23 protein-coding genes and 1 tRNA gene are annotated in these 26,470 nt (G+C 65.6%); 14 read left to right on the top strand and 10 right to left on the bottom strand.

The annotated features are described in order from the left end of the window. Positions 1 to 44 precede the first annotated feature (44 nt). Genes FGL15_RS03755 through FGL15_RS03745 form a run of 3 tightly spaced genes read left to right on the top strand, consistent with a single transcriptional unit; the run spans position 45 to position 1,033 of the window. Complete coding sequence (locus FGL15_RS03755; protein WP_121293956.1) at positions 45 to 257, top strand: DUF4244 domain-containing protein; 213 nt, start codon at positions 45 to 47, stop codon at positions 255 to 257. Between the two features lie 3 nt (positions 258 to 260). Next, on the top strand, positions 261 to 614 hold the full coding sequence (locus FGL15_RS03750; protein WP_138945011.1) for a TadE family type IV pilus minor pilin: 354 nt from the start codon (positions 261 to 263) through the stop codon (positions 612 to 614). Continuing rightward, positions 611 to 1,033 carry an Rv3654c family TadE-like protein gene (locus tag FGL15_RS03745; RefSeq protein WP_138945010.1) on the top strand — a complete coding sequence of 141 codons (423 nt, stop codon included), beginning with the start codon at positions 611 to 613 and terminating at the stop codon, positions 1,031 to 1,033. Before FGL15_RS03750 ends, FGL15_RS03745 begins: the two co-directional genes overlap by 4 nt. 19 nt (positions 1,034 to 1,052) lie before the next feature. Here FGL15_RS03745 and FGL15_RS03740 read toward each other — a convergent pair whose 3' ends face one another. Further along, positions 1,053 to 1,298, bottom strand: coding sequence for a hypothetical protein (locus FGL15_RS03740; RefSeq protein ID WP_138945009.1), 246 nt, complete (start codon positions 1,296 to 1,298; stop codon positions 1,053 to 1,055). A 161-nt stretch (positions 1,299 to 1,459) separates the two neighbouring features. Between FGL15_RS03740 and topA the strand changes: the two genes are divergently transcribed. From topA to FGL15_RS03710, 6 genes are all read left to right on the top strand, one after another. Next, positions 1,460 to 4,315 (top strand): type I DNA topoisomerase, encoded by a 2,856-nt coding sequence (gene topA / locus FGL15_RS03735; protein WP_138947189.1) that lies wholly within the window; start codon positions 1,460 to 1,462, stop codon positions 4,313 to 4,315. Then, a complete protein-coding gene (tmk, locus tag FGL15_RS03730) occupies positions 4,312 to 4,947 on the top strand; it encodes a dTMP kinase (protein ID WP_138945008.1) in 636 nt (211 codons plus the stop codon). Before topA ends, tmk begins: the two co-directional genes overlap by 4 nt. Positions 4,948 to 5,164: 217 nt before the next feature. Continuing rightward, positions 5,165 to 6,298, top strand: a complete 1,134-nt coding sequence (locus FGL15_RS03725; protein WP_137243700.1) for a DNA polymerase III subunit delta' — start codon at positions 5,165 to 5,167, stop codon at positions 6,296 to 6,298. 9 nt (positions 6,299 to 6,307) lie between these two features. After that, a complete protein-coding gene (locus tag FGL15_RS03720) occupies positions 6,308 to 7,933 on the top strand; it encodes an alpha/beta hydrolase (protein WP_138945007.1) in 1,626 nt (541 codons plus the stop codon). 19 nt (positions 7,934 to 7,952) lie between these two features. Continuing rightward, the gene (locus FGL15_RS03715) at positions 7,953 to 8,588 is read left to right on the top strand and encodes a TetR/AcrR family transcriptional regulator (RefSeq protein WP_175117477.1); all 636 of its coding nucleotides are present in this window, start codon (positions 7,953 to 7,955) and stop codon (positions 8,586 to 8,588) included. Positions 8,589 to 8,623: 35 nt separating this feature from the next. After that, positions 8,624 to 8,699, top strand: a tRNA-Thr gene (locus FGL15_RS03710). A gap of 187 nt (positions 8,700 to 8,886) precedes the next feature. On the opposite strand, the gene xerC is transcribed toward FGL15_RS03710, so the two are convergent. The 4 genes from xerC to FGL15_RS03690 form a co-directional block, all read right to left on the bottom strand. Beyond that, positions 8,887 to 10,041 carry a tyrosine recombinase XerC gene (xerC, locus tag FGL15_RS03705; protein WP_138945006.1) on the bottom strand — a complete coding sequence of 385 codons (1,155 nt, stop codon included), beginning with the start codon at positions 10,039 to 10,041 and terminating at the stop codon, positions 8,887 to 8,889. Then, positions 10,041 to 10,226, bottom strand: coding sequence for a helix-turn-helix domain-containing protein (locus FGL15_RS03700; RefSeq protein ID WP_079003108.1), 186 nt, complete (start codon positions 10,224 to 10,226; stop codon positions 10,041 to 10,043). The genes xerC and FGL15_RS03700 overlap by 1 nt, the downstream gene beginning before the upstream one ends. A 668-nt stretch (positions 10,227 to 10,894) precedes the next feature. Next, positions 10,895 to 11,368 (bottom strand): hypothetical protein, encoded by a 474-nt coding sequence (locus FGL15_RS03695; protein ID WP_138945005.1) that lies wholly within the window; start codon positions 11,366 to 11,368, stop codon positions 10,895 to 10,897. 204 nt (positions 11,369 to 11,572) lie between these two features. Then, positions 11,573 to 12,073 carry a hypothetical protein gene (locus FGL15_RS03690; protein ID WP_138945004.1) on the bottom strand — a complete coding sequence of 167 codons (501 nt, stop codon included), beginning with the start codon at positions 12,071 to 12,073 and terminating at the stop codon, positions 11,573 to 11,575. Positions 12,074 to 13,012: 939 nt separating this feature from the next. Here FGL15_RS03690 and FGL15_RS03685 point away from each other — a divergent pair. Beyond that, positions 13,013 to 13,357 (top strand): hypothetical protein, encoded by a 345-nt coding sequence (locus FGL15_RS03685; RefSeq protein WP_138945003.1) that lies wholly within the window; start codon positions 13,013 to 13,015, stop codon positions 13,355 to 13,357. 151 nt (positions 13,358 to 13,508) lie between these two features. On the opposite strand, the gene FGL15_RS03680 is transcribed toward FGL15_RS03685, so the two are convergent. Further along, positions 13,509 to 17,756 (bottom strand): hypothetical protein, encoded by a 4,248-nt coding sequence (locus tag FGL15_RS03680; protein WP_138945002.1) that lies wholly within the window; start codon positions 17,754 to 17,756, stop codon positions 13,509 to 13,511. A gap of 209 nt (positions 17,757 to 17,965) precedes the next feature. On the opposite strand from FGL15_RS03680, the gene FGL15_RS03675 reads away from it, so the two are divergent. Together FGL15_RS03675 and FGL15_RS03670 are read left to right on the top strand one after the other, a co-directional pair. Then, complete coding sequence (locus tag FGL15_RS03675; RefSeq protein ID WP_168223305.1) at positions 17,966 to 18,601, top strand: PRD domain-containing protein; 636 nt, start codon at positions 17,966 to 17,968, stop codon at positions 18,599 to 18,601. A 1,100-nt stretch (positions 18,602 to 19,701) separates the two neighbouring features. After that, positions 19,702 to 20,052: a MarR family transcriptional regulator gene (locus tag FGL15_RS03670; protein ID WP_205858683.1), complete on the top strand. Its 351-nt coding sequence runs from the start codon at positions 19,702 to 19,704 to the stop codon at positions 20,050 to 20,052. Here FGL15_RS03670 and FGL15_RS03665 read toward each other — a convergent pair. Genes FGL15_RS03665 through FGL15_RS03650 form a run of 4 tightly spaced genes read right to left on the bottom strand, consistent with a single transcriptional unit; the run spans position 20,021 to position 23,887 of the window. Further along, positions 20,021 to 20,845, bottom strand: a complete 825-nt coding sequence (locus tag FGL15_RS03665) for an ABC transporter ATP-binding protein (RefSeq protein WP_138945000.1) — start codon at positions 20,843 to 20,845, stop codon at positions 20,021 to 20,023. The two genes, FGL15_RS03670 and FGL15_RS03665, sit on opposite strands and share 32 nt — an antisense overlap. Then, the gene (locus FGL15_RS03660; protein ID WP_168223304.1) at positions 20,842 to 21,864 is read right to left on the bottom strand and encodes an iron chelate uptake ABC transporter family permease subunit; all 1,023 of its coding nucleotides are present in this window, start codon (positions 21,862 to 21,864) and stop codon (positions 20,842 to 20,844) included. The genes FGL15_RS03665 and FGL15_RS03660 overlap by 4 nt, the downstream gene beginning before the upstream one ends. Continuing rightward, positions 21,861 to 22,808: an iron ABC transporter permease gene (locus tag FGL15_RS03655; protein WP_205858682.1), complete on the bottom strand. Its 948-nt coding sequence runs from the start codon at positions 22,806 to 22,808 to the stop codon at positions 21,861 to 21,863. The genes FGL15_RS03660 and FGL15_RS03655 overlap by 4 nt, the downstream gene beginning before the upstream one ends. A 47-nt stretch (positions 22,809 to 22,855) precedes the next feature. Beyond that, complete coding sequence (locus tag FGL15_RS03650; RefSeq protein ID WP_079003092.1) at positions 22,856 to 23,887, bottom strand: iron-siderophore ABC transporter substrate-binding protein; 1,032 nt, start codon at positions 23,885 to 23,887, stop codon at positions 22,856 to 22,858. Between the two features lie 803 nt (positions 23,888 to 24,690). Here FGL15_RS03650 and FGL15_RS03645 point away from each other — a divergent pair. After that, the gene (locus FGL15_RS03645; protein ID WP_079003091.1) at positions 24,691 to 25,365 is read left to right on the top strand and encodes a hypothetical protein; all 675 of its coding nucleotides are present in this window, start codon (positions 24,691 to 24,693) and stop codon (positions 25,363 to 25,365) included. 47 nt (positions 25,366 to 25,412) lie between these two features. Further along, on the top strand, positions 25,413 to 26,204 hold the full coding sequence (locus FGL15_RS03640; protein ID WP_138944998.1) for a hypothetical protein: 792 nt from the start codon (positions 25,413 to 25,415) through the stop codon (positions 26,202 to 26,204). Positions 26,205 to 26,470 lie beyond the last annotated feature (266 nt).

Raw genomic sequence — 26,470 nt, 5'->3', positions numbered from 1 at the left:
GTTCGTGCCACGAGCGCAGCACTCCGGTGCGGGGAAGGAACATCATGATCACGATCGGTCGTCGAGTCGAGCAGCGTGTCACGCGCGAGGTGCGGCGCGTCCTGCAGGACGAACGGGGGTCTGCCACGGCGGAGTATGCGGTGGCCACGATGGCGGCCGTGGGGTTCGCCGGGCTCCTAGTCGCCATCCTCCGCGGAGACGAGGTGCGGGGCATCCTCACCGACCTCATCCGACGAGCTCTGACGGCGAACGGCTGAGCCGTGCGTGTGCAGGTGCCGGCATGGCGTTCGGACGACGGCGCGGTGACGGCGGAGTTCGCGGTCGTCGTTCCGGCCGTCGTCCTCGTGCTGGCGATGGGGCTCTCCGCGGTGCAGGTCGGGTTGACCCAGCTCCGTGCGACCGACGCGGCTGCGGACGCCGCCCGGAGTCTGGGGCGAGGCGACGACGCAGGAACCGCGGCGGGTCGGGTCGCGCGCGTACTCCCAGGGGCCACCATGACGAGTGGCGTGGAGGGCGACCTGGTCTGCGTGCGCGTCGACGCCGTCGGCGGGTCCGGCCTGGCCGGCGTCGTCCCGGTGTCGGCGTCCTCGTGCGCCATGGGCGGCGGCCGATGAGCGTGAGGTGGCGCCGCCTGGTCCTCCGCGCGGCGCGAGACCTGCGCGACGAGACCGGAGCCGGGTCGGTTCTTGCGGCAGGCATCCTCGGCGCCCTGGTGGTCGTCCTCCTGGCGACTCTGCCCGTCGTGACGCTGTTCGCCGCTCATCAGCGAGCGGCCAACGCGGCAGACGCAGCAGCGTTGGCGGCAGCCGACGCCGCGTCCGGTCGTCTCCCAGGCTTCCCCTGCGAAACTGCTCGCATGGTCGCGGCGCGCAATGCCGCGTCGCTCGGCACCTGCAGTGTGGAGGGCGTCACCGTCCTCGTCGACGCCACTGTCGACACGGCCTTCGGCGCCATCACGGTCGCCGCGAGAGCCGGACCTCCTCCAGAGGCGTCCGGCGCCGTCGTCGGGGTGCCCGCGACCGCCACATATTAAGAGGTAGCGGAGCGATCGGTCAGCCCTGACCGGAGTCGGTCGTGAAGACCGCCTCCAGGAAGCGGTAATCGACGGCGCTCGGGGCACCGGAGTCGTCGTACTCCTCGCCGGTCGTCCGGGCGTACCGGTAGACCTTGCCGGCGGTGCCGCTCGGCACGTCGACGGTGGGCGTCGGTGATCCCTGATCGCTGAGTCGGGCGCTGATCGTCTTGCCCTCCAGTGGACCGTCGGTCAACTTCACGGTGTAACTCGTCTGGGTACTCATGGCAGACATTCTGCTCCGAACGCCGCAGAACGCAAGGGGTTGGACACGCGCGTGGCCGCTTCACGATTGGACAAGCCTGCTGTGCACGTGTGTATGGTGTGCCTGATGGAAGGAGCCTCGTGGCAGGCAAGAAACTCGTGATCGTAGAGTCACCGACCAAGATGAAGTCGATCGCCGGATATCTCGGTGACGACTACGAGGTGCTGTCCTCGGTCGGTCACATCCGCGACCTCATCGAGCCGAAGAACCTTCCCGCCGAGCTCAAGAAGGGCTCGCTCGGCAAGTTCTCGGTCGACGTCGACAACGGCTTCGAGCCGTACTACGTCGTCTCCGACGCGAAGAAGAAGACCGTCGCGGACCTCAAGCGCGCACTCAAGAACGCCGACGAACTCCTCCTCGCGACTGATGAGGACCGCGAAGGCGAGGCCATCGCGTGGCACCTCCTGCAGGTCCTGCAGCCCAAGGTCCCCGTCAGCCGCATGGTCTTCCACGAGATCACCAAAGACGCCATCCTCGCCGCGAAGGACAAGACGCGGCCCCTCGACACCGACCTCGTCGACGCCCAGGAGACCCGCCGGATCCTCGACCGCCTGTACGGGTACGAGATCTCGCCCGTGCTCTGGCGCAAGGTCGGCCCCGGGCTGAGCGCCGGACGCGTGCAGTCCGCCGCCACCCGACTCGTCGTCGACCGGGAGCGCGAGCGCCTCGCCTTCCGCGCCGCCTCCTACTGGGACGTCATCGCGCGCTTCCTCCCCGAAGCAGACGCCACCGGAGCACCCTTCACCGCACGACTCGTCCGGCTCGACGGCGACCGCGTCGCCACCGGCCGCGACTTCGACGACCTCGGACAGCTCAAGGGCAGTGCCGTCCCGCTCGACGAGCAGCGGGCCACGGCGCTCGCCGCAGCACTCGAGCAGTCGAAGGCGACCGTCCTCTCCGTCGAGTCCAAGCCGTACTCCCGCCGTCCGGCGGCTCCCTTCACGACCTCCACGCTCCAGCAGGAGGCCGGTCGCAAGCTCCGCTTCTCCGCACGCCAGACGATGAGCGTCGCGCAGTCGCTGTACGAGAACGGCTACATCACCTACATGCGTACCGACTCGCCCTCGCTGAGCAAGCAGGCGATCGACGCGGCGCGGAAGCAGGCTGCTGCCCTCTACGGTGCCGAGACGGTGCCCGACAAGCCGCGCCTGTACAGCGGCAAGAGCAAGAACGCGCAGGAGGCGCACGAGGCGATCCGTCCCTCGGGCGACACCTTCCGGACGCCGTCCTCGCTCGCGTCGACCCTCCGCGGCAACGACTTCAAGCTGTACGACCTGATCTGGAAGCGCACCGTCGCAAGCCAGATGGCCGACGCGAAGGGCTCGACCGCGACGATCACGCTCGAGTCGAAGACCGACGTGGGCCGCGCCGAGTTCACCGCGTCCGGCACCGTCATCACCTTCCGTGGTTTCCTCGCCGCTTACGAAGAGGGCCAGGACGAGGACCGCAACTCGCAGGACGACGCGTCCGAGGCGAAGTTGCCGCCCCTCACCGAAGGCCAGCAGCTCGGCATCGAGGACCCGGAGGCGAAGGGGCACGAGACCTCGCCGCCGCCGCGCTACACCGAGGCCAGCCTCGTGAAGCGGCTCGAGGAGCTCGGCATCGGCCGACCGTCCACGTTCGCCTCGATCATCTCCACGATCATCGACCGCGGCTACGTGACGCAGCGCGGCCAGGCGCTCATCCCCAGCTGGGTGGCGTTCAGCGTCGTCCGTCTCCTGGAGGAGTACTTCGAGGAACTCGTCGAGTACGACTTCACCGCTGAAATGGAGAACGACCTCGACCGGATCGCCGGCGGCTCGGTCGACCGCGTCGACTGGCTCAAGGGCTTCTACTTCGGCGACGACTCGGGTCGCGGCCTGCGTCAGGTCATCGACAACCTCGGCGACATCGACGCCCGCCGCATCAACTCGATCGTCATCGACGACGGGGTCACGCTCCGCATCGGCAAGTACGGCCCGTACCTCGAGGTCACGCCCGACGGTCCGCCGCCGGCCGAGGGTGAGGAGGCTCCGACGCCGCGTCGGGTCAACCTGCCCGAGGACCTCGCGCCCGACGAGCTGACGCCCGCGAAGGCGCACGAGCTCATCGACGCACCCGTCGTCGGCGATCGCGTCATCGGCGTGAACCCGACGACCGGCAAGGAGATCGTCGCGAAGGACGGACGCTTCGGCCCGTACATCACTGAGGTCGACCCAGAGCCCGAGGCGGAGCTCTCCGTCGACACGGCGACTGGCGAGGTGACCGAGCCCGCTGCGGGTGCCAAGAAGAAGGCCCCCGCCAAGAAGAAGGCGGCGGCAGAGAAGCCCCGCACCGCGTCGCTCTTCAAGTCGATGGACCTCGCGACCATCGACCTCGAGACCGCGCTCAAGCTCCTCGACCTGCCGCGCGTCGTCGGTGCCGATCCTGAGTCCGGCGAAGAGATCCTCGCGCAGAACGGTCGCTACGGTCCGTACCTGAAGAAGGGCACCGACACCCGGTCGCTCACCTCCGAGGACGACATCTTCGCGGTCGACCTCGCCGGTGCCGTCGAGCTGTTCGCACAGCCCAAGTACGGCGCCCGGAAGGCGTCGAGCGCCCTCAAGGAGTTCGAGGCCGACCCCGAGAGCGGGAAGCCGATCAAGATCAAGGACGGCCGTTTCGGCGCCTACGTGACGGACGGCGTGACCAACGCGACGATCCCTCGTGGCGAGGAGGTCGAGGACGTCGACTTCGAGCGAGCGGTCCAGCTCCTGGCGGACAAGCGCGCGAAGGGCCCGGCGAAGCCGAAGGCCGGTCGCAAGGCTCCCGCGAAGAAGGCACCCGCGAAGAAGGCTCCGGCCAAGAAGACCGCCGCCGCGAAGACGGGGACCGCCAAGACGGCGGCCACGAAGTCCGCGACGGCCACGTCGACCGCCCGTTCGGAAGCGGCGAAGAAGGCTGCCGCGACCCGCGCCGCGAACAAGGCGGCTGCGGCGAAGGCCGACGCCGTCACGTGAGCGAGGGAGGACGCCCCCGGGGCCTGTTCATCACCCTCGAGGGCGGCGACGGCGTCGGGAAGTCGACGCAGGCGCGACTCCTGAGCGACTGGTTCGAGCAGCAGGGGCGGACGGTCGTCCGGACCCGTGAGCCGGGCGGCAGTGAGCTCGGCGTCGAGATCCGCGAGATCGTGCTGCATCACCGGGGCGACATCAGCCCGCGTGCCGAGGCCCTGCTCTACGCGGCGGACCGCGCACACCACATCGCCACCGTGGTGCGCCCGGCCCTCGCGAGGGGCGAGGTCGTCCTGCAGGACCGGTACCTCGACTCCTCGGTCGCCTACCAGGGCAGCGGACGGGTGCTCGACGCCCAGCAGATCCGCGACATCTCGCTCTGGGCCGCCGAGGACCTCCTGCCCGACGTGACCGTGCTCCTCGACCTGGACGTCGCCGTCGCCCGCGGTCGTCTCGACAACGCCAACAAGCGGTTCGACCGGCTCGAAGCCGAGGCGCAGGACTTCCACACCCGGGTGCGGGAGTCGTTCCTCGCCCTCGCGGACGCGGAGCCCGAGCGGTTCCTCGTCGTCGACGCCGCGCTGCCGCCCGAGCGACTGGCCGCCGACATCCAGGCCCGCATCGCACCGCTCCTCTGAGCGCACGCCCTCCCGGTCCCTGAGCCCACACCGTTCCGGTCCCTGAGCGCACACCTTCCCGGTCCCTGAGCCCACACCCTTCCGGTCCCTGAACCCACACCCTTCCGGTCCCTGAGCGCACACCGTTCCGGTTCCTGAGCCCGCACCGTTCCGGTCCCTGAGCCTGTCGAAGGGCACCCCGCCGGCTCACGTCGGTACCGCCCGGTATCGTAGACGCATGGCTTCCTGGACCGACTTGACGGGTCAACGCGACGCGATCGAGCTCCTCCAGTCGGCGTCGGACCCGGTCACGCCCAAGGGCCTCACCCACGCCTGGCTCATCACCGGGCCGCCCGGTTCGGGTCGGTCGACCCTCGCCTACGCGTTCGCCGCCGCGCTCCTCAGCCGCGAGCCCGGGGGAGACGACGTCACCCGTCGTCAGGTGGAGGCCCGCACCCACCCCGACCTCTCCGCGCTGAGCACCGATCGCGTCATCATCACGATCGACGAGGTCCGCGACCTCGTCCGGAACGCCTACCGCGCACCGTCCGTCGGTCGCTTCCGCGTCATGGTCGTCGAGGACGCCGACCGCATGACCGAGCGCACCTCCAACCTGCTCTTGAAGTCGCTCGAAGAGCCGCCGAGCAGCACGATCTGGGTGCTGTGCGCACCGAGCGAGGCCGACCTGTTGCCCACCATCCGGTCGCGCGTCCGCTCGGTCCGTCTCGGCGTCCCCACCATCGACGACGTCGCCGAGCTGCTGGAACGGCGTGACGGCGTGGCGCCCGAACTCGCCGAACGCGCCGCCCGTGAGGCGCAGAGCCACGTCGGCATGGCCCACCGCCTCGCGACCGACCCCGGCGCACGGCAGCGCCGCGAGTCCACGCTCCGTGCCGTGCTCGACATCCGGAGTGCGGGTCAGGCTGTCGTCACCGCTGGTCGCCTCCTGGAGCTGGCGGGCGACGACGCGAAGGCGTACACCTCGCTCCGCGACGAGGCCGAGCGGGAGAGCACGCTGCGCTCACTCGGCGTCGAGCCCGGTCAGTCGGTGCCGCCGGCCCTCCGCTCGCAGGTCCGGGCGATGGAGGAGGATCAGAAGCGGCGCGCCACCCGCAGCCTGCGCGACGGCCTCGACCGGATCATGGTCGACCTGCTCTCGCTTTATCGCGACATCGTGCTCCTGCAACTGGGGCACGACGCCACGATCATCAACCGTGAATTGCGTCCGGAACTCGAGGAAGCCGCTCGCCGGACGACGCCTGCGGTTACGATCGAAACCTTGGAGGCGATCTCCGTCGCCCGCACACGAATCGAAGGGAACGTCGCCCCGGCGCTGGCCTTGGAGGCCATGCTCGTGTCGGCGGTCCGGTAGGGAGCCTCTGTGACTTCGCCCAGGCAGCAGCCGTCCGACTCGACGGGATCGACCGGTGCACCCCGTCGCAGGGGCCCCGGTGCGCGCCGTACGGCGCGGGTCGCCCTGGTGGCCGGTCTCGCGGTCGCGGCGCTCACCCTGAGCGGGTGCGTGACGGCCTTCCTGCCGCCGAAGGCCGCCGAGCCGACGACGTCGTCCTCCTCGCCGGCGACGAGCGACGTCGACGCCGAGCTGAAGCCCTTCTACGAGCAGAAACTCGACTGGAAGACCAGCGGCTGTGCCGACGGCTTCGAGTGCGCCACGGCGAAGGCGCCCATCGACTGGGACAACCCCTCGGACGGCGAACTCTCCCTGGCGCTCGTGCGTCACCAGGCGACGAACGGCAAGCCGATCGGCTCGCTCTTCATGAACCCGGGCGGCCCGGGTGGTTCCGGTTACAGCCTCGTCGCCGACAGCCTCGATTTCGCGGTCGACAAGGACCTCCAGGAGAACTTCGACGTCGTCGGTTTCGACCCCCGCGGTGTGGGTAAGTCGACGCCGGTGACCTGCCTGACCGACTCGGAGATGGACGCGTACCTGTACGACGTGACGCCGGGGAAGCGCGGCTCCGACGAGTGGATCGCCGCGAACGAGAAGGCCGCGAAGGACTTCGGCGACGCGTGTGCGGAGGAGACGGGCAAGATGCTCGAGTTCGTCGACACGCAGAGCGCCGCGAAGGACCTCGACATGCTGCGCGCCGCCGTCGGCGACAAGCAGCTCTACTACCTCGGCTACTCGTACGGCACGTTCCTCGGAGCGACGTACGCGGAGCTCTTCCCGAAGAACGTCGGCCGACTCGTGCTCGACGGTGCGATCGACCCGTCGACGTCGAACTTCGAGGTCGTCAAGGAGCAGGCCAAGGGCTTCGAAAGTGCTCTGCGTGCCTACCTCGAGGACTGCATGACGGGCAAGGACTGCCCGTTCAAGGGCTCCGTCGACAGTGCGATGACCGAGATCAAGACGCTCCTCGACGAGGTCGACGCGAACCCGATCCCCGGCGACGACGGACGTGAGCTGGGCGGCAACACGCTGCTCACGGCGATCATCTACCCGCTGTACCAGGCCGATGCGTGGCCGTACCTCAGCAAGATGTTCGCCGAGGTCATGCAGGGCGGGACCGACATCGCGTTCCAGTTCGCCGACGGCTACAACGGTCGCAACGAGTCCGGCAAGTACGCCGACAACCAGACCGAGGCCTTCAACGCGATCAACTGCCTCGACTACAGCTACGACGACGACAAGACGAAGATGGCCGACGAGGCGAAGCAGCTGGAGGAGGCGGCTCCCGTGATCGGCGAGTACATGGCCTACGGCGACACGTTCTGCGCCAACTGGCCGTATCAGACGCGGACCGAGCGTGGGGAGATCCACGCGAAGGGCGCAGCGCCGATCCTCGTCGTCGGAACGACGAACGACCCGGCCACGCCGTACGTCTGGGCGCAGAACCTCGCGGAGCAGCTCGACAAGGGTCAGCTGATCACCTACAAGGGTGAGGGCCACACGGGCTACAACAAGGGCAGCGACTGCGTGAACCAGGCGGTCGACCAGTACCTTATCGACGGCACGGTGCCGTCGAAGGACCCGATGTGCAGTTGACGGTGGGAACCTGATGACCATGACGGCGCCGGCTGAACTCGGGCTCCGCGAGCGGAAGCGGCTCGCGACGCGTCGGGCGATCCAGCATGCGGTGCTGACGCTCGCGAGTGAGCAGGGGCTCGAGAACGTGACGGTCGAGGAGGTGAGCCGTCGGGCGGAAGTCTCGCCGCGGACCTTCTTCAACTACTTCGGAACGAAGGAGGAGGCGCTGATCGGCGACATCCCGCTGATCCCCGACGGCGACGCCCTGCACGCCTTCCTCACCGCCGGGCCCGCCACCGACGTACTCACCGATCTGGGGGAGCTCCTGGCCCGGACCGTCGGTGACGCCGACGAGGACGTCGAGATCCACCATCTCCGCAAGGACGTGCTGCGCGACCACCCGCACCTGCTGGGCGCGCGGATCGCGAGTATGCGCGGCTTCGAGGAGGGCCTCTACAAGGTCGTCGAGCGGCGGGTGCTGAACGACGACCCGACGCTCGCGGAGGACGCCGAGGCGCTGTTCGACCGCTGCTGGATGGTGACGATGGTGGGCTTCGCCGGCCTGCGCCACGCGTGGCGTTGCTGGGCCGATGCGCCGACCCCCGGGTCGCTCGCCGAGCGGATCCGTCGTTCTTTCGCCGAGCTGTACACGACGGTCCAAAAGCTGCGCTAACATGGATACTCGTGCGCCGGGCGACCAGCGCACGCGCCGCCCTAGCTCAGTCGGCAGAGCATCTCACTCGTAATGAGAAGGTCAAGGGTTCGATTCCCTTGGGCGGCTCCACCAGCATCACCCGGCCGTTGCCCTGGAAAACCCAGGTCAGCGGCATTTTTCTTGCCCGCTCAAAGGCCCGTCCGACCGGCCGAACTGCGCGACAGCTGCCGGATAGGCACGAAATGTAGCAACGCGTGTAGCAACGCATGTAGCAACGACCCCGCGGACGACGGCGAACAAGGATGAACGTGCACGCTCATGCTGGGCCTGCTGTGGGGAAGTCGAGAGCGGCGTTCATCGCGTCTGAGGCGTTCCGAAGCGTCGTCGGCGCGACGTGGGAGTAGATGTCGGAGGTGATAGCCATATTGGCGTGCCCGAGGATCTCCATGACCGTGCGCATCTGCACGCCCTGGGCCAGAAGGAGCGATGCGCAAGTGTGGCGCATGTCGTGGAAACGGATCCGGCGCACGTCTGCAGCGGTGATCTCTTTGTCGAAGCTGCGCCGGAGGTTGCTCGGTTCGATCGGTGTGCCTGTCCGCGTGGTGAAGACGAGCCCTGAGTCGACCCAGGCTTCGCCGGCGGCGCGTTGATCGGACAGTTGGTGGGCTGCTCGTGTTCTGAGCGCAGCGATGGCCCTGGCGGGTAGCGGCAGCGTCCGACGCGATCGCGCGGTCTTCGTCGGGCCGATCGAGATCCCCTGCCCGGTTCCGGCGCGATGAGCGGTCTGCCGCACGCGGAGCTGTGTTCGCTCTGCGTTGATATCAGCCCAGCGCAGGCCGAGCAATTCTCCCCGGCGAAGTCCGAGCGTCAGCGCGAGCACGTAGAGCTCGGCGAACTGCGAGTCACGGCTCGAATCCAGGAAGCTGTAGGCCTCCTCTGCGGTCCACGGCTCGACTTCCTGGTGCTCGATCTTGGGCGCGCGGACGAGTGATGCGACGTTGCGTCCGACGTGCTGCTCGCGTGCTGCTTCGGCGAGGATGCTTCGGAGCACAGCGTGAGCAAGCCGAACGGTGTGGGCCGAGACGCCAGTGCGTGCGATGCTGCTGTGCATTTCTCGGACGTGTTGTGGTGTCAGTTGTTCGAGCTTCTTTGCGCCGAGTGATGGAATCACGTGTTTCTGCAGAACCCACTCGTAGTTGGTTCTGGTCGTCGGGCGGAGCGCATTCGGTGCGATGTGCGTCAGCCAGTGCTCGGAGTAGGTCTTCACGGTCCAGCCCGAGACGGCGGTCGGGACGCCTGCGTCGGTCTGTGAGATGAGGTCCCGGAGCTTGGCTGCGACCTGTGCCTTGGTGTGTCCGTAGACGGTTCGACGTTTTCGTGCTCCGTTCGCGGCCAGCACGTATGCTGCGCCAGTCCATTGGTCGTCCTTGCGCCTGTAGATCGAACCTTCGCCGTTGGCGCGTTGGCCCACTACGCGTCTTCACCGGATAACGTTCGGGCGAAGCGATGCAAGGCTGCGACCGGAATGCGACGTGCGCGTCCGATCTTCACGCTGGAGAGCTGACCGAGTCGAATGAGATCGTAGACCGTGGAACGGCCGACCCCGAGCGATTCAGCAGCTTCCTCGGCAGTGAGCATGAGCTTCTCTACAGGCATGGGGGCAGTCCAATCTGAAGGCGGGGGACCGGCGGCGACCGGCACAGTCCCTTGTCGCACCCGGGAACCTTCGGCGGACCTCCCCTCCTGACTTGGTTCCAGTGGGCTGGGCGGTCGCCAGGGCTCCAGACCTCAGACCACTCTCTTGCTCGCCTCCTACCATCAAGCACTCAGGCGAAGATGCCGATCCTCAGCGTTGAACGGTAACGCTGCCCAGCGGTGCGTCCTCGAATTGCGTCGTCGGTCTGAGTGTGTTTGGTGCCATTGACACGGGCGGTCCGCCGTTGCTTCTCGCAACAGGTCTGGAGTGGGGTCTCAGCGCGATGCACTCTTAGGAAGAGTCGCTTACGGTACCCTCGTGCGACGCGCGGGAACGCGCAAGGCTGGAGCCGATCGCCAAGATGCCGGACTGGCAGAGAACGAGTGCAATCGCGATCCCCGGACCCACCCACCCACTGTGTCCACGGCCCAAACAGAGGGACTGCGTGATGAGGGCAAGGACCTGGCCAATGACGCAGTCGAAGAATAAGACCCTACGACCAGCGACCCCAGTACGAAAGGATCTCGTTTTGGCGGCGTTTCGAAACGGCGTGTTCCTCGCTCGCGCCTGATACTGACACCGGCAGAGATACTTTCTCGGAGCGTCCGAGCATTTCGAGAAATCTTCGTCATGTCACCTCGGTCAATTCGTCGATCGCGTGCAGAACGAGCACTGAGTCGCTCATTGGAAGAACCCGAAGTGCATGCTCCACGACGGTATCTGCGGTCAGATCGACCGATTGCAACTGACGCAGCCGCTCGAGTGCGTCTGGCGCGGTCACCAAAACAGAGATCGCGTCCCGAACTTCATTCGGTCGATGGAGACGAAGACGGCGGCTCGCTCGCGACGCGAGAAATCTACCGATCCACTCTCGGCTGGCATACGCGTCGATGTGCCACCTCCCGTTTCGCAACACCCCAACGAGTTGCCCCGTTGTCAGGTAGTACTTCACCAGGGAGTAGCTGAGGTAGAGCCGCTTTGCGATGTCAGCAAGATGCACTGGTTCTGGGAGGTCGTCAAGGAAGTCCTGAACGACGGCCTGTTGCAGGGCGTGGCGCTTCTTTTGAATCTCGCGCAGCGATGCCGGGGGTTCGGTGTTCATTGGTGTCCTTGAAGATGTGTGCGAGCGCAGAGGCTGGCTGCGAGACCAGAGGATGTTCCTCGAGGGATTCGGGCGTTCGGACCCCAAGGTCAACCAAAGACCGGGCTGGCGCGCGCATGGAGGTCCGGCTGATCGTCCTAGGTCTCTGGGAGCTGAAGCCTCGTGGCGAGTCGGGTGTGGGGGCTAGGAGGCAATCGGTCATCATCACGCTTGGACGCCTGCGACGACCGAACAGATTCCATTCAGCCGTTTGGCCGCGAAGCCGTCAACGCCGGACAAGTGAAACCACGCGACAACTACCATTCCGGTACCCGGCCAGGCGTCGTCCGTTGGTCCCTGGTCGAGGACCAAGCTCTCAGGGAGACCGAATCTATTGAGAAGTCGGACGGTCGAGGGTGGCCGCGAATGCGATCGCGCGTCGACCTCGATCACTCCCAGAGGCCCCTTGACCTCGGTCGCCACCGCTGCCGCAGACCGGATCCGCTTGTCGCTTAAGCGGTGAAAGATCAGTTCCTTCATCGTGGCAGCACCCTCGGTGAGCTGGCGAATGAGTGCGCTGGCGGAAACTGCACCGGTGCCGGTGCCGGTGCCGGTGCCGGTGTTGGTGTTGGTGGGATGGGACGCGGTGGCGAGTGTTTTCCGATCTCCAACTATATGGTTGCAGTCTGCTATCTTGAAATCCAACCGAATGTTTGGAGTTTTCATGCGTCCTCTTCCACGTCCGCTGCAAGCCCTCGTGACTTGGCTTGGAATACTGCCCTTATCGCTGGTGGTGTCCACGCTTCTCGCCCCCATGTCCGAGGACTGGCCGCATCAGCTCCGTACCGCAGTTGTCGTCACCATCGTCGTGCCACTCGCTGTCTTCTGGGCGGTACCCCTGCTCGCACGGGCGGCCCAACGGCTGCGGGGGGTGCCGATGTCGCTCATAGCAACGTCCTGTCCAGCTCCTGCGATACACGCGCCGTCACGAGACGCGAACCTCAGCTGCTCTGCGCCGACTCATCAGACGAGCAGTTCCGTTGCACACGCGGCGGAGGAGCAGTGAAGGCGCTCGTCCTGGGTGGCCGCGGAGCAGTAGGTTCCGCTGCTGTGAACGAACTCCGAGCGAGAGGGCATGCTGTGCGCAGCGCGGGCCGCAGCGCGACAGAGAATGACCTGCCGATCGATGCATCCACAACCATGGGGCGAGAGGCTCTCGCTGAGGCGGCTCGGGGGGTCGATGTCGTGATCGATGCGAGCGGGCTGGAATCGGGCGCTGTACAGCTTGCGGTGGGAACGACTGCACTCGTGGACGTATCGGCGACAGCGTCCCACCTGCGCGCACTCGCTGCAAGCGTTACGGCTGACGGAGCAGTCCTGCTCGGAGCCGGCATAGCACCTGGTGCCAGCACGGTGCTCGTTCACGCACTGCAAACGGTCCCGGGGGACGATGTCGATGTAGCTATTTTGCTCGGAGGAGGCGAGTCGCACGGGGCCGCTGCCGTCGCCTGGACAGCGCGCCTTGCCGGAGCGACACTGCACGCCCCTCCAGAACCCCACTCTGTTGTCAACCTGCGGTCCTGGCGACGCCTGTCTACTCCGACTGGTGGCAAGCGAACTCATCTGCGGGCGGACTTCCCGGACGATCTGCTTGCAGGGCGGCGCGTGAACATCGCGGTGCGTTCCTGGTTGGCGATCGACACCCGTGCGGCCACCGCCGCACTCGGGGTCATCGGAGCCCTGCCTGCACTCTCGCCACTGCTCGCTCGTGCGCCGCACATCGGCGGTGACTCCTGGGGTGTCAGCGTGGGCAATCGGAGAACCGGTGAGGTGATGTCTCTCTCGGGGCAGGGTCAGTCGGTTGCCACCGGCAGGCTCGCAGCTGCAGCGGCCGAGCGCCTTATCGAACGCAGACAGCGAGGAGCATTGACGATGGCGGATGTGATCACCTTGCGTCAACTCCGAGGCCTGACAGGCGTTTCGTTCTCGTCGAAGCAGGGCCCGATGTGAGTTGCGTGTGGCTCCCGAATGGCCGCGACCTCGTCGCTTTTGTGTCGCGGCGATGGCCTTGACTATTGCCGCACGCGGACGAGTAGATACATGCAAAGGGGTCCAGAGCCGATCGGCTCTGGACCCCTTCGGATCCTTTATGCGGAGGAGATCACGCGGTCACCTTGCGACGCCGTTTGATCAGAACCCCTCCGAGCAGTATCAGCACGAAGGCGCTGAGGATCGCAGCCGACGGGAACTCGGTTCCCGTGACGGCCATCGTGTCCTTTGCTTTGTCTCCATTGCCGGCCAGAGCGGCGATGGAGATGGATGCCCAGCCGATGATGCCGTCTTCGTCGTAGACCGCGAGGCGGTGCACGCCGGTGACGTCAGCGGGGAGGCGGACCTCGAAGGTCCCGCTTTCAGACACCTTGTGCGTACCGAGCGAACTCGGCTCGGAGAAGAGGTACGCGGCCACTCGGTCCGCGGCTCGGTCGCTGCCGACGGACACGGCGATAGTCGATCCTGCGATCGCACTCACCGGAACCGTGATGCGACCCTCGTTCTCGAGCGTCAGGTCTGAGCCAGACGGCTCGATCTTCAGCGGTGCCGGTTCGGTGCCTGGTTCCGTGCCTGGGTTCGTACCCGGTTCGGTGCCTGGGTTCGTACCCGGTTCGGTGCCTGGGTTCGTGCCAGGTTCGGGTGCAACGGTCGTGAACGTTACCGGGGTGAACGTCTCGAGCGCCGCGTCGGTCGAGCCATGGGCGCCGATCGTGAACACGCCGCAGGTGATCCCGGTGGCTCGGCAGTCCACGGCCGCGCCTGAGGCTCCGATGAAGGTGGACGTCGCCGCGAAGTCGTCGACGGTGAACCCGCTGTCGGTGAAGAGTGCCTGCGAGGCTCCTGCTGTCGCTGAGCCGGGCCAGGCGATGAACCGCTGGTTGTCCATGCCTGCTGCGTAGTCGTAGTCGACGCCGAGCTTGCCGCCGGCCGACGGGAACGTGGTGGCGTACCCGAACAGGAGGTAGGCGCCGTGACGGTTGGTGTGCTGCTCATAGCCGGACCCCGACACCGTGAGCTTGGCGTCGTCCTCGAGCTGAGAACCTGGGGTCACGCTCAGTGCGGGACCGGCCGACGGCTGAGGATCGATCGCGTCGGCGCTCACCGTGACGACGGCGGTCTCCGACTCCACCGATGTGCCGCCTCCGGTGAACACGGCTCGGAACGAGTGCGCTCCCTCCGCGAGCCCTGTCGCGGTGTAGGTCGTGGTCGTCGCGCCGTCGATGTCGGTCCAGACCGCGCCGAGGAGCTGTTGCCAGCGGATCGTCGGTGCCGGTGACCCGGTCGCGGTGGCGGTGAGGTTGGCTGTACCGTCGCCGCCGATGGTCGCCGACTGCGGTTGTGCGACCACGGTCGGTGAGGACGGGGTGAACGGGTTCTTGCCGTCGCCGAGGGGGTCGAGCGGGTCGACCCGCGAGCCTGCGGTCGGGGCCGTCTCGGTCGTGACCGTCGCCGTCGCCGTCACCGGCAGGCCGGCCTTCTCCGGGTCACGGAAGCTGCCGGTCGCGTAGAACCACGGACGGTTGCTCGGGTCGAAGTAGTCGACGAGTGACGCGGGGAAACTGTCCGCGTACACCTCGCCTGCACCCTGTGAGTAGGCGCGTCCCGACCACTCCGGCGTGCCGGCGAACGAGAGCGTCCCGTCAGTCGCCGTCGTGAGCTCGCTGTCGGCGAACGTCGCGACGATGACGCGCTTGTAGCTGTTCTCGACGGGGCCACTCCACTTGCCGCCGCCATCGTTCCAGGCGATCTCCGCCGTGAGGGTGGCCTGCCCGTTCGCTGCGATCGCGAGGTGGGGGTTCGCGTACGCCATGTACAGGCCGAGGTATCCGCCGTAGGGGCGGTAGATCGCCGTGCCCGACCAGGACAGTTGTGTCTCACCGGACGCGGGATCGGTCCACCCGGAGCCCGTGGAGAACTCGAAGCCGGTCGTTCCGAGCGAGACGTTCTTGCTTGCGACGTCGCGCACCCACTCCTGGGAGTACGTGGACAGGTCCAGCGTGAAGCGTGCGTCCGCTGCGATGACGGCGCCGGCGGGCGCGGCGGAGGTGACCGGCCCGTTCGGAACCATCACGGCGATGCTCGCCGGTTCGGACTGGATCGTCGAATCGCCGGCGGTGTACACGGCCCGGAAGCTGCTGCCGGTGTCGGCCGCGGACGCGGTGAGCGTCAGGCTGTCACCCGTCGCCCCGTCGATGTCAGCCCAGTCGGTGCCGTCGGCGGAGCGCTGCCACTGCACGGTGAGCGGGAGTGCTGCTGCAGCCGCGGCTGTGAGGGTGAGCGACTCACCGACGCTGACGCGTGCGGCAGTGGGTTGGGTGGTCACTCGGAGGGTCGGGTCGACCTCTTGCTCGCTCTCGATCCTGATCTTGGTGGCGGCGCTGGCGACCGATCCGTAGACGTTCTCGAGACGGTAGCGCCAGAGGGCGTCGTACTGCTCGGCCGGGAGGACGATGTCGCCGTAGAAGACACCGAGGGTGGTGGACGCCCAGACGTCTTCGGTGTTCTGGCGCAGGTAGGGAGCGATGCCGTCCTGCGGTTCGGCGAGTGCGCCGGGCGGGGTCGTCACGTTGCCACGATCAGCGACCGCGTCGGACCAGGCGTCGCCGCGTTTGGCCCAGCTCGCTCCGCCGTCGAGGCTGTACTCGAACCAGGCGTTACCGGAGGACAGACCCGTGCCGGCCCCGGAGTAGGCGAAGTCGATACCGGCGCCGCGCTTTGCTGCGGACAGCGAGGGCGTGAACCACGGCTTGGCGCTGGAGACGTACGACGCGCGGTACGAGTAGACGTTCTTCTCGATGGCTGCCAGGTAGGTCGTCGCCGGATTCCAGCTGACGAAGGAGCTCAACGACCCGGGGAGCACCACACCGGCTGCATCCAACGGGGTCCGCTCACTGCTGTCGGAGGCCGCGAACCTCCGGATCTGTGTTGCACCTGCTGTGGCGAGCTGGATCTCTGAGGTGTACTCCACGAACGCTAGAGAGGCGGCCTGCGTGGGGAGCGTGATCACGCCACGGAGGGCAACACCATCCTTGAGGCTGACGTTCGCGACCTTGCCGGCTGCATCCGCGACCAGGAGCACAGCGTACGGCTTCAGCAACCAGGATGCGGCGATGCCGACGCCCGGGAGCTCCACGGTTGCGACGGCGGAGAGGTCGTACATGGAGACCTTCTCGACGGCACCGACTCGACTCGAGTACAGGTCACCGTAGGTGTCGAGACGGAACTCGCGATCGACCTGACTGAACGGCAGCGTGATCGGATCGCGTCCGGCCTGTGGGGCCAGGGCGTACGTGAGGCGCTTCGCGCCGTAGCCGCTCGGGGTCGAGTACACGGCCAGGTAGCCCGTGCTGAACGGGCTGATGAGTTCGAGGCTCGTGATCGCGACGCCGGTGCGCTGCTCGAACGCTGCTGCGTCCAGCGTCTCGAACGTCGTGGACGCAGCGGTCCCGAGCGAACTCGATCCAGGCGTGATGACGCGGAGGACGATCGGCTGCCCGTCCTTCGTGCCGAAGAGGGTGATGTTCAGGGGATAGGGCGAGGCCGCACCGTAGTCGAGGCTCGCGGTGCCGGAGGTCACCTCATCGATGTTGGAGCTGATCTCGAGCGTCTGCGTGGCGGCGCCCGAGTCCTCCGCCACCTGCTGGAGGAAGACGTCGCCATCCGATTCGACGACACGGATCGAGTTCGACCCGTTCGTCGACGGTGTATCGATCTGGGTGACGCGCGCGCCAGGATCGATCGCGGTCTTCCCGGCCGGAGCGGTCTCGAACGCGATGTACGGCGCATCACTCGCAGCAGGGGTTCCCTCACCGCCGGTCCCAGGGGCTTCGGGTGCTGTCGCGTAGAGCGCGATGCCGGTCAGCGTCGGTGTGTACGTCTCGCCCGGCAACAGTCCCGCTATGGAAAGGCGGACCTTCGACGATGTGATCTCGCCGAAGCCGCTGATCGACTTCTTCCGGCCGAGTCCCGACGACGCGGAGAATGTCTCCCAGGCCGACGACGCGGACACCCAGCGCTGGAGTTCGAAGCCGGCCACGCGCGCGTTCGTGCCCGAGTCGACGAACTCGTCGATGACGACTTCGGTGAAGGTGACCTCTGAAGTGAAGCCGAGGTCGATCGTGAGGGGGAAGGTGGCGTCATCGGCCGCTGCCCAGCGGGTGCTGCTGGAACCATCGACGAGGTTCGATCCGGCGAGGGCGAAGTTGTTGTGCGGGTGGGTCGAGCTGACGGTGACGTCGGCGCCGAGGGCGAGATCCGTGCGCGGGGTCGCTGCGGTTGCCGGTGTCAGCGATCCGAGAGCGATCACCGCCGCCGCGAGGGCGGCCGCGAGGACCTTCGGAGGGGATATTCGGGACAAGAGGGGCCTTTCGAGACAGTGGTAGGCAGCAGCATTTCGATGTGCCGACGGCGCGCTCCAACAGGTGGGGCTGAGCTCCAGCAGTACTGCTATTTAGGTTAGGATTACCTTATTAACTCGACGACGCGCAAGTGGGCGCACGTGGAAACCGTCGGGGGGGGGGGGCAGCATCCGTCTCGGGCGCGACGACAGGCCGTCGGGTCGCGTGTGTGCGCGCCGCAGCCAGGATCGCTGAACTGGCGAACGAGCGGCTCGGGCTTCGGGTCACCCAGGCCCTCATCCTCCCGCTGGCCGATCACCTGCACTTCGCCATGCAGCGCGCTGAGAGCGGCATGGAGATGCAGTTCCCCCTGCTGTGGGAGGTCAGCCAGCTGTACCCTGCCGAGTTCGCGGTGGGTCAGGAGGCTGTGACGCTTGCCAGTCAGATCCTCCACATACGGATCGATCCCGATGAAGCCGTTGCGTTCGCGATGCATCTCGTGAACGCGCAGTTCACCACGCCAGGTGTCGGAGCCGCGATGCAGATGACGGAGATCATTGCGCAATCCTTCGCCGTGATCGAAAGTACCTTCTCCATTGCCGTCGACAGGCGTTCCATGAACGCTGCTCGATTCATCACTCACCTTCGCTACGTGTTCGCGCGCGTGAACGCGGGTCAACAGATTGCTGATCCGCACCCGACATTGTTCGAAGTCATCTCCAACGCTCACCCGGAGGCAATCGCCTGCTCGATGAAGATCGCGCATCTGATTGAGATGGGAGTCCGTACCAAGCTCACTCAAGATGAGATCGCCTACCTCGCCTTGTACGTGGCGCGTCTCATCCTCGACATCAGCGAGCGGTAGTCAGAAGACACTGCAAGCGGGCGACTGGGTACAGTCACTGACCAGCGCAGAACGCCCCGTTGCACGCCCTCTGGTGTATTGCTCGGTGCCCGCTGCGCGGTTCACGGCGGCCGTGCGACGTGGTTCGTCGTGTGAATACGGCATCGATGTAAGGCATCGAACGAGAACGGAGGGGCCGAACCTGCGGTCGACCCCTCCGAATGGCCACGGAGAGGGGCCGGCGGATTGGGCGGTTGTCTTCGTGCTCTCACACACGGATCAACTCCCAGCTCCGCTTCAATTCACGCGTCCCAGTGTGCTGTCGTCAACATCAGCCGCGTGGAAACACGCGGACTGCACCGGACGAAGAGCGCACGAGCGACGTCGGCCAACCAGGTTGGCGAACGTGTTGCGCAGTGCGGTTGCGGTCGAAAGGTCGTCGCCGCTTCGCGAACAAACTTCAGCTGGTGTCGTCGCGCGAAAGGGCGTACGGTCACGGCGGGTGGCCTCCTCCAGCATCCGTACAGAGCGACGGAGTCACGATGGCAGCAGGATGGATGTTGCTCCACGATGGAACCGTGTATGCGTTGCCGAATCTGTCGGTGGCGCGATTCGTGCAACGGGCTATTGCGCGATTTGCGGTGTCGGGGGATCCTGAGGTCGTTCGGTTCTCGACGCTCGACTCGGTTGAGGTGGTGACCGTGGTGATCGACGAGTCGTCACGGGTGGGTCGTCGCGTTCGTCGTTGACGGTCAGCTTCTTGACATGGAGGACTCGGATCGCCTTGGCTGACCGCTTCAACGCAAGAGTGGCGAGGTCGGTAGGCTTCGAACAGCATTGTCGACGCCACGCGATCGGATGAGTCGTTGTGCTGCATGACGCCAGCCGGTCTACCGGACCGAGACCCTGGAACGCACCGTCGGCTTTCCGCATCACAGCGCCACGCCTGAGCTCGTCCGCGAGCCATCGAGAACTACGACAGAGAGACAGATGACCGAACGGATCGAAACTCAACGGGAGCGCGCTGCCATTGAACGATTCGCTGACCATTGGTCAGCGGCAGGTGAGTCTCGTCTCGAGGGTTGATCGCGGGGTATCTACTTCTTGACGAGACAGGTGAAGTGAGTGCTGCCGAGTTGGCCGAGAAGCTCGGAATCAGTAGTGGATCGGTGTCAACGTATACACGGCAGTTGATCGACCGTGGTTTCGTCCATCGGGTCCGTAAGCCAGGTGTTCGTGCCCACTTCTTCACCATGGGAAACGATGTGTGGGCGGGATTTCTGGCTGCCGAGCAGGAGTATCTGCAGAACCAGTTTCGTCTTGCAGAGGAGGCGATGTCGTTGGTGAGCGAGGGTGGCCGGTCCTGGGAACGATTGCGGAACATGCGCGACTACATGGGCTGGATGATCGATGCGAAACTACCCGCTGGGTGGGAGCAATTCAAGCGGAAACGTGACGCCGGCGCACTGTGACAAGCGGCGACCCGGTCTGCGAGTCGCGTTCGATGATGCCGTCGATCCCGAACACCTCCCTCACCAGAGCGGTGCTGAGGACGTCGTGTGGGGTTCCTTGGCGGACGACCTGACCGTCGTGCATGACGACCAACCGTGAAGCATATCTGGCTGCCTGGTTGACGTCGTGGAGAACGGCTACGACGGTGCGGCCGTCGTTGCGCATGTCTTGGCAGAGGTGGAGGAGTTCGACCTGGTGCGCCAGGTCGAGGAACGAGGTGGGCTCATCGAGGAGGACGTAGTCTGTCTGCTGCGCTAGGACCATCGCGATCCAAACCCGTTGCCGTTGACCGCCAGACAACTCCGTGATGAGCTTCTCGGCGTAGTCCTTCACGCCCGTTGCTTTCATCGCAGTGTCCACGATCTCAGCATCTCCGGGCAGCCATTGGCGAAGTATGGAGTGGTAGGGGTGGCGACCCCGCGCGACGAGGTCGCGCACGCGCAGCGAATCGGGGGCAATCGGGTGTTGCGGGAGCGCGGCGATTCGCCGCGCGATAGCCTTCGGCCGCAGCGTGCGGACGTCCTTCCCATCGAGCGATACTGTCCCAGTAGTTGGGCGTAGCGTTCGGGCTAGGGCTTTGAGCAGTGTGGATTTACCGCAGCCGTTTGGTCCGATGATCGCCGTGAACTCGCCCTCGGGTACCGAGAAACTCAGGTTGGTGCTGACGACCTGGTTTTCGTAGGCCAGGTGTGCGTGTTGCAGGTGCAGTCCGGTCTCCGGCAGCGGGGTGGAGCGGTGGGTGGGTGTCGTCATAGTCGTCCTTTTGAGCGTTCGCGCACGAGCAGGTATCCGAGGTAGATTCCACCGACCCCGAGCGTGAGGACGCCGACGGGGAGACCAGCGACGAGCGGTGCCTGTTGCGCAGCGAGGTCGGCGGCGGTGAGGATGAGAGCTCCGGTGAGCGCGGAGGAGAACACGCTGGTGTTGGAGGTCTTGAGTAGGCGTCGCGCTATCTGTGGGGCGGTGAGCGCTACGAACGAGATGGGGCCGGCTGCTGCGACTGCCGCTCCTCCGGCAAGCACCGAGAGGATCACGGCGATCGATCGTGTGCGGTTCGGGTCGATGCCCACACCTGATGCGGTATCGTCTCCCATCTCCAGGAGAGACACGTCTCTCGAGACGGCGATGGCTGCCGGGAGTATGAGCACAACCGCGCCGAGTGTCACGAGGACGTCTTGTCCGTTGCTGGCATTGAGCGATCCGACGAGGTAAGCGGCCAGCTGGGATGCCGCATCCCGAAGCTGAGTACTCACGACGTACTCAATGATCGCTGCGGCCATCGCGGCCACAGCGATGCCGGCGATGATCGTGCGAGCGGGCGACCGGAATCCTCGTCCGGTACACACGTACACAGCGAGAGTGGCGATTGCGGCACCGAGTACGGCGCCGAGCGAGCTTGGGAAGAGGGGGAAGCTGAGGGTCATGAGGGCTACACCTGCACCGGCTCCCGCTCCGAGCCCAATGACGTCGGGGCTTCCGAGAGGATTGCGAGTGACCGTCTGGAACAACGCACCTGAGACCCCGAGGAGGGCGCCGGCCAAGACTGCTGTAGCCAAACGCGGACCTCGCAGCCGTTCCAACACGAAAGCTGTTTGTCCTTCGGCACGACCCACCAGCGCCTGAGGGAGTTCGGTGACCGGGATGCCCAGTTTTCCGATGGTGAGCGTGAGAAGAGCGACGATCAGGAGGGACCCGATCGAGAGGATCGCGACGATGCAGAAGCGCCGGTCGACCGAGAGCGCAAATCGCCGAGATGTGTCGGTATGGCTCATCGTGTCGCCCATCCCTTGCGCACGGCGAGGAGGAGGAACGGCGCTCCGACCAGCGCGGTCACGATGCCGACCATGATCTCTTCCGGTCGGGCGATCATGCGTCCAGCGATGTCAGCCACCACAAGGAGCGCCGCCCCGAGAACCACAGCAATCGGTATCTGCCATCGGTGGTCGATGCCGACGACTGAGCGGGTCAGGTGGGGGACCACGAGCCCGACGAATGCAATCGGGCCCACCGCTGCTGTCGCCGCGGCGGCAAGGATCGATGCGGAGATAATGCCGCCAGCTCGAACAAGCGCGACCGGCGTCCCCAACGACGTTGCGACGTCCTCGCCGAGAGCGAGGTTGTTCAGCGACGGGGAGAGCATCAGCGCTATCAGCAGGCCGATGATCAATGCAGGTGCGACCATGACCGCGACCTCGGTATCCCGACCACTGAGCGAGCCGATGACCCAAAACCTGAAGGAGTCGAAGACGCTGGGATTCGTGAGGATCATCGCCTGAACGTAGGCGCTCAGCACAGCCGACACCACGGCGCCCGCCAGGACGAGTGAGACGATGCTCCCTGACGCGGAGCGAGCACCGACTGCATAGACGGCAACTACCGTCACCAGTGCACCCGCGAAAGCGATCCACACCGAACCGGAGCCAAAGCCTGAACCCGTGATCGATGCAGCGGTTACGATCGCAGCTGACGATCCCACCGTCACTCCCAGTAGTCCTGGATCTCCGAGCGGGTTTCGTGTGATGGCTTGGATGATCACGCCGGACACCGCCAACGCCGCGCCGCAGAGGACACCCATGACGGTCCGGTCGATTCGAGCGTCCAAAACGGCCGAGACATAGGGTTCGCCTGATCCACGAAGGGCAGAGACGATGTCGGCGGGGTCGGTCAGTTTGCCGCCGAAGAACAGGCTGCACGCGATGGCGGTCGCGAGCCCCACCACTGCGAGTACGATCGACCTCACGCGTGAGGGGCTCGCCCCGCGCATCACCGATCGAGCTTTGCGACGGCCTCGTCAATCAGCGGTACGAACCGCTCCAAGGTCCAGGGCACAGTCAGAGCATTGATCATCGATGAACCGGTCACGAATGGCTGGTCCGTGGGAGCGACAACTGTCCCGCGCGCGACTGCTGGGATCTGCTGGTAGAGCGGCTGCCCTTCAATCTCTGCTCGGTTCGCCTCATCGGAGTAGAACGTGAACACGAGATCGGACCCTGAAAGTTTGTCCGCGTTCTCCAGGCCGAATGACGCCGAGTCGGTGCCTTCGACCTCGAACTCTCGCAATTCATCGATCACCGGATCGACCGTGAGCCCGAGCGCTCGGACCATGGCCACCCGCTGTTCGTCCTCGAAGAACACGCCAAGGGTGCCTGGGCCGTCGTTGTAGATGTAGGAGAAGGTGATTCCCTCGTACTCCTTGCGTGCGGCTGACCCGAGCTGCGTGTTGATCTCGTCGATCAGATCCCGCGCGGCTTCGGTCTTGCCCATTGCTTGTCCGATGACCTCGATCTGCTCCTCCCAGGTGATGACCCAGGGCTCCTCCTTGTAGGCGACCGTCGGAGCAATGTCCGTGAGGATGTCGAACTGTTCCTGGGTGACGCCAGACCATGGCGCGAGGATCAGATCGGGCTCGAGTCCGACGATCGTCTCGATGTCGAGCTCCGTCGTTCCGGTGAACTGCACGGGCAGTTCAGCTTTCTGCTCGGTGACTGCTTCGTGGATCCACGGCAGATATCCGCTTTCGTCGCTGCCCCACTTGTACTCCTCGATGCCCACGGGAATTGTTCCCAGTGCGATCGCGGTTTCCGCCGATCCCTGGCCGAGGGACACGATCCGTTCTGGCTTCTCGGTGATTACAGCTTCGCCCAGAGCATGCTCGATCGTGACGGTCTCCCAATCGTCATTGGTGCTGCCGCCTTCATCTGCGGACGATTTGGCGGTGGAACTCGTGCAGCCGGTCAGGGCCATCGCAGCGATCAGCACCGCGGTGACTGACAGGGAACGTCGTTGTGTCTTCATACAAATGTGTCCTCTCGTGGCAAGGGAAGCCCCGAGGAGTTAGGCTAGCCTCGACTTAGTGAAAGTTCAAATCTTTTGAAAGATGAGGCCCGATGGTACCGCCGACCGAGTCGACTGCTGGACCTCCAACCGAGGAGGTGGCGACAACCCGCAGGACAGGGCCCCAAGTCGTCCGTTGATTTCGCCAGTGCAGTCAGGGGATGTCGATACATGACAGGCGACCCGTCGATGGGTCGGCGCTTTCGCTCGAGCCCTTGCCTTCTACCGATGCCTCGGGGTCCGCGCCGACCAGGACGTCCGAAAGCCTGTCGTGCGAGGATCCTTTTCACCGAACCATGACACCCAAGCCGACGTGGTGCGGTTCGATCCATCGCACTGTCGGGATTGTTCACTGCCGACAATGTCGGAGGGGTCGACACATGCAGTCGACCCCTCCGGCTGGCCGCTTGGGGGATACAGCCAGCAGGTCCGGCGTCAGTCGTTGCACGTCTCTCCACGCCACCACGATCGCTGGACCCGGGACTATTCACCCGCACCGGCGGGAATTCGTCAATCTCGGTCGCGTGGAATCACCCAGCCGCCGATCGCGATGGGTGCGCTTCGGTGGACATCGCACGCCGAGATTTCCCCGAGCCTGACCGAATCTGCAGATCCGTCGCCGCATGCGCGGCGCTCACCAGCCCGACGTGACGGGATCAAGCACGTGGAATCGCTGGTCGCGCACTTCGAAGGGGGTGGACGTGCAGAGATACTGAGCCCGCGGCCGAACGTGCTCCGCTACACCAACCCGGGAGGATGCAGTCATGTCACAGCAGTCAGACAGCAGCGCGCGAAATGGCCGACGCAGCGGCAAGAAGCGCGCAGCCATCGCAACGGGATCGCTGCTCGGTGTGGCGATCCTCGCCAGCACGGCAGCGTTCACCGACTACGGCATTCTCGGCCTGGGCGGATCCGGGGGATTCGGCGGGCGCGCGAACGCGTACAACCTCCAGGTGTCCGCCGGGCAGGAGAACACGACGGCGTCTGTGGCCGCGTGGGTGGAGGCGAACCCGACAGCGGTGGACGTGGCCCCCATCGCGGGTGCGGATCGCCTCGTCCCGGGCGGAGCGCCAGTCATCGTCAAACTGCCTTTCCGGAACGAGTCCACCAGCTTGAAGTCGACGACATCGGTGACGTTCGTCGATGTGAACGCGAACCCCTCGAGCGCTGACGCAGCGTACGCGGGGCTGCTCAGGTTCGACATCGCTGAGGTCGAGGACGCTTCCACGATTCCAACGACCTGGTTGGTATCGGGGCTCCGGCTGGCAGCTGGACAGGCGACGGTGTCGAGTGCCTTGAGCACGCTGAGCCCCGGCACTGGCAGAGTCCTCGTCGTGCGCGCCTACCTCGTCAACGGTGCGACGCAAGAGGCCACCAACGCCGCGAACGGCGGGTCGGTGCAGATCCACGCGCGTTTCGACGGGCAGTCGATCGACTGACCTGGTCAGGCCGTCTTCACGCGCGGGGTGAAGGAACCTCGGTCCCGATGACATCTGTGCTGGAGGCAGATGGTGATCCTGAAGCGGCGGACGGGGACGGCGCGTTCGTGGGAGATCAGCTCGCGATCAAGAGCCGCCTCCGGAAGACCAAGACTCTTCGAAGGACAGAAGTTGTGACCACGAACCGATCGGCTTCGAGCTGTCGACGGGTTGCCACAGGTGCGGTGGTAGCGGTGTTCCTGTGGGCGATCATCGCCGGGATCAGTACGACTTCTGCTGCGTTCACCGAGGAGAAGAGGGCGCATGCTCGCGTCAGCGGCCGAGTCGACGTGTCCCAGTCAGCTGACGGGCTGTCTCAGTACTCGGATCCGCGGGCGCCGCAACAGATTCGCATCGCACCGGAAGCGAGACCGATCCGAGCGCTTCCGGAAGGCGGATCGGGTGAACCGCGCACTGAGACTGCCTCCTTCGCGGTAGAGATCTACCTGAGTCCCGATTCCGCTGAATCGGACGTGTACGTCTCTGTGTACGACCAGGAACTCTCCGATGCCTCTGCAATCAGCGACGCTCTGGTGTTCGGCGTCTACGACAGTTCAGTGTCGCTCCTAAGAGATGGGACTCCACTGCCAGCGCCGGAACTCCTGAACCTGAACAACGGCCGAGGAGCCGCGCTGCCGATCTCCCTCAAACCGGGAACCTCAACGTCGATCAGGTTGAAAATCTGGCTACGCGCCGATGCTCCTCGCTCGGCTTTCAATCAGCCAGCGAACATCGGCATCCGTGTGCTCGCGGAGACCCGTGTCGGTGAATCGTTCGTCCTCGAGGAAAGTCTGGAGTGATGGAGAACGCTTCAACTCCGATCGAGCGAACGATGTCGAAGAACGAGAACAGCGATGAAAGACAGGTGAGGGATTGACCGCGCTACTCAGCTTTACCTTCTTTTTGCTGGCAGTGATGACCTGGCTACTGCTCCTGGCTGACGTCTCGACCGAGCCGTCGGAGCTCCCTGGCGAGCCACTGCGGGACTCGGTGACCATCGACACTCCGACAATGGGCCATCTCGCTTCCTCGCCGGGATCGGCGACAGCCACCGGAGAGCTGACAT

The sequence above is a fragment of the Plantibacter sp. M259 genome, assembly GCF_006065115.1.
GTDB classification, from domain to species: domain Bacteria; phylum Actinomycetota; class Actinomycetes; order Actinomycetales; family Microbacteriaceae; genus Plantibacter; species Plantibacter auratus.
This window is presented reverse-complemented; position numbering and strand designations above follow the sequence as displayed.